We start from the raw sequence: 2,175 nt of genomic DNA, 5'->3' as shown, positions 1-2,175 counted from the left end.
GCAGGCGAGCCCGCGAGCAGGCCGAAGCGAGGCCGACACGGGGACCGCGCCCGAAGGCGTGGAACCCGTCTGAAGTGAGTGATGAACAGGGTGATGGAGTGGAAGTCAGACCATCGCCTGGGCGTAATTCAGAACGTCCGCCGATCGCAGAGCCACGCGCAGTCGATTGTCACCATGGGCGATCTGGAGATCGACCTCCACGAGAAGATGGCTTCAGTGGGCGACAAGCGCGTGCCTCTGACGACGAAGGAGTACCAGATGCTGGAACTCCCCGCGCTGCGGAAGGGCACGACGCTCACCAAGGAGATGTTCCTCAACCATCTCTACGGCGGCATGGACGAGCCCGAGTTGAAGATCATCGACGTGTTCATCTGCAAGCTGCGTAAGAAGCTCGCCAATGCCAGCCAGGGTAAGAACTACATCGAGACCGTCTGGGGCCGCGGATACGTCCTGCGCGAAGATGCACCCGCGATGCGAGCCCTGGCGAGTTGATCCACCCCCTTCGGCACGGAGATCGAAATTATCCCGGAAGGCTTTCGGCGAAGTCATCTGGGACTTCGCCCCACTGACCCAGGATCGTCACCCCCTCCAGTTCGCCGGTCTCGTCGTCGGCCACGACTTTCAACGCCGCCGCGCCCGGCACCCGGTTGGCGAGGTTCTCGGCCTTCTTCAGCGCCCCGCTCTCGGACTGCGCTTGTTCTTGGCGGGCAGGGCGAAGACGCTTCCGATGGATCTCGAACGGCTGCACGATGTAGCTGGTCTTCAGGGCCACGCTGGGCCTCCCGTCGTCTGTCACGTTGATCAGCCTACTACGCGCACCTCGGTGAAGGCGCGCAACAGCACGCGGCGGCCTCTGGTGTCGCGCACATCGACGAACCACTCCGACCAGTCTGGGCGGTCGCCGCCGGTCATCAGCGCCAGGGCGACCCTATCCGCATGGGCTCGGATCGCCGCCCTGCTCGGCATCCAGCATCCCTGAAGGTCGAGTTCCGCGTTGCCGACGCCGATGCAGTGGAACCGGTAAAGCCGTGCCACGCCAGTCCTTTTAGCCCTGACTTCACAGCCGTCCACGCCGTTCGGCAGCGTCACGCAAAACATCGTTGAACCACGCTCGTCGGCAGTGTTTGTTCCCGTTGCGTTCTACGCGGAGACGGAGCCGATGCACCCCCAGCCTCAGAAGATGCCTGTGGACGCTCGCCAGATGGAGGTCGAGGCGGTCGCAGCCGTCTACCGAACCCTGCACCGAGGAGATGATCGAGCAGCGCTGCTGGCGGTAATCGCCGACGCCCTGGCCGATCTCGACGCGGTAGGACGACAGGTCGAGGTACAGGCCCGACAGGTTTCCCGCGGCTTCGTCCGCGCCGCCATCTCCGGGTGTTGAACCTCGTGTCCGGCCATCGCATCGACGAGCTACTCGTCGGCAGCCCTAATGCCGTCCGCGTACCTGTCATCGGACAGGCTCTGTGCGCGGGCTTCCCATCGCCCGCCGACGACTTCCTGGAGGGCGCTCTCGAACTCCCCCGTTGGCTGGTGCCGAACCCGCCTGCGACCTTCCTGTGGCGGATCTCGGGGTCTTCGATGGAGGGCGCCGGGATCTACGACCGCGACCTCGCCTGCGTGGACCGTAGCCTGACCGCGGGCCACGGCAGCGTCGTGGTGGCTGCGATCGATGGCCAGATGAGCGTTAAGCGGCTGGAGGTCACCGGCAACATCGCCCGGCTGGCGTTCTGCAACCCCGACCTGCCCGCGTTCGCGGTTGAGGAACTCGGCGAAGGTGCGATCTGGGGCGTGGTACGGTTCTCGATCCGCTGGCACGTGGCGCGCGGAAGGTTGTCATGAGCCGCCCGGCGGCTCTCTCGTGTGATCGGATCCGCGGAGGCCGGGCCTACGCGTTGATCGACGGCAACTCGTTCTACTGCTCGTGCGAGCGCGTGTTCGATCCGAAGCTCGCCCTGGTGCCGGTGATCGTGCTGTCGAACAACGACGGGTGCGCCATCGCCAGGACGGCCGAGGCGAAGGCGCTCGGGATCAAGATTGTCAAAAGGCGTTGGAATGGGACCCCGGATCGGCGTGCAATTGGGACCCCTTCGCAAGCTGGGTACGGTACGGTGCGGCTGAGCTGATCCGACGTCCAGCTTTGGCGTCGTAGGCGCTGGCCTCAGGCGCGGTTCTTGA

Annotated in this window: 4 protein-coding genes and 2 pseudogenes; 4 read left to right on the top strand and 2 right to left on the bottom strand. The window is 65.1% G+C overall.

Annotated features, from left to right (window positions below; translation table 11 throughout):
- Positions 1-135 precede the first annotated feature (135 nt).
- Positions 136-492: pseudogene (locus MKL11_RS21970) on the top strand (winged helix-turn-helix domain-containing protein); the annotation flags it as partial.
- A gap of 28 nt (positions 493-520) precedes the next feature.
- On the opposite strand, the gene MKL11_RS21965 reads toward MKL11_RS21970, so the two are convergent.
- The gene (locus MKL11_RS21965; protein ID WP_243947298.1) at positions 521-772 is read right to left on the bottom strand and encodes a hypothetical protein; all 252 of its coding nucleotides are present in this window, start codon (positions 770-772) and stop codon (positions 521-523) included.
- A 29-nt stretch (positions 773-801) separates the two neighbouring features.
- Positions 802-1,035, bottom strand: a complete 234-nt coding sequence (locus MKL11_RS21960) for a DUF6894 family protein (protein ID WP_243947296.1) — start codon at positions 1,033-1,035, stop codon at positions 802-804.
- A gap of 166 nt (positions 1,036-1,201) precedes the next feature.
- On the opposite strand from MKL11_RS21960, the gene MKL11_RS21955 reads away from it, so the two are divergent.
- The 3 genes and pseudogenes from MKL11_RS21955 to MKL11_RS21945 all read left to right on the top strand — a co-directional run.
- Complete coding sequence (locus tag MKL11_RS21955; RefSeq protein WP_243947294.1) at positions 1,202-1,381, top strand: hypothetical protein; 180 nt, start codon at positions 1,202-1,204, stop codon at positions 1,379-1,381.
- A 5-nt stretch (positions 1,382-1,386) separates the two neighbouring features.
- A complete protein-coding gene (locus MKL11_RS21950) occupies positions 1,387-1,839 on the top strand; it encodes a LexA family protein (RefSeq protein ID WP_243947292.1) in 453 nt (150 codons plus the stop codon).
- Positions 1,836-2,036, top strand: a pseudogene (locus MKL11_RS21945) (Y-family DNA polymerase); the annotation flags it as partial. The gene MKL11_RS21950 and the pseudogene MKL11_RS21945, both read left to right, overlap by 4 nt.
- Between the last annotated feature and the right edge of the window lie 139 nt (positions 2,037-2,175).

The organism is Methylobacterium sp. J-077, assembly GCF_022829365.1.
GTDB lineage: Bacteria > Pseudomonadota > Alphaproteobacteria > Rhizobiales > Beijerinckiaceae > Methylobacterium.
This window is presented reverse-complemented; position numbering and strand designations above follow the sequence as displayed.

What these genes read in the sequence shown, in the direction of transcription:
- MKL11_RS21955 (WP_243947294.1), top strand. Translation starts at nt 1,202, where the DNA reads ATGGAGGTCGAGGCGGTCGCAGCCGTCTACCGAACCCTGCACCGAGGA.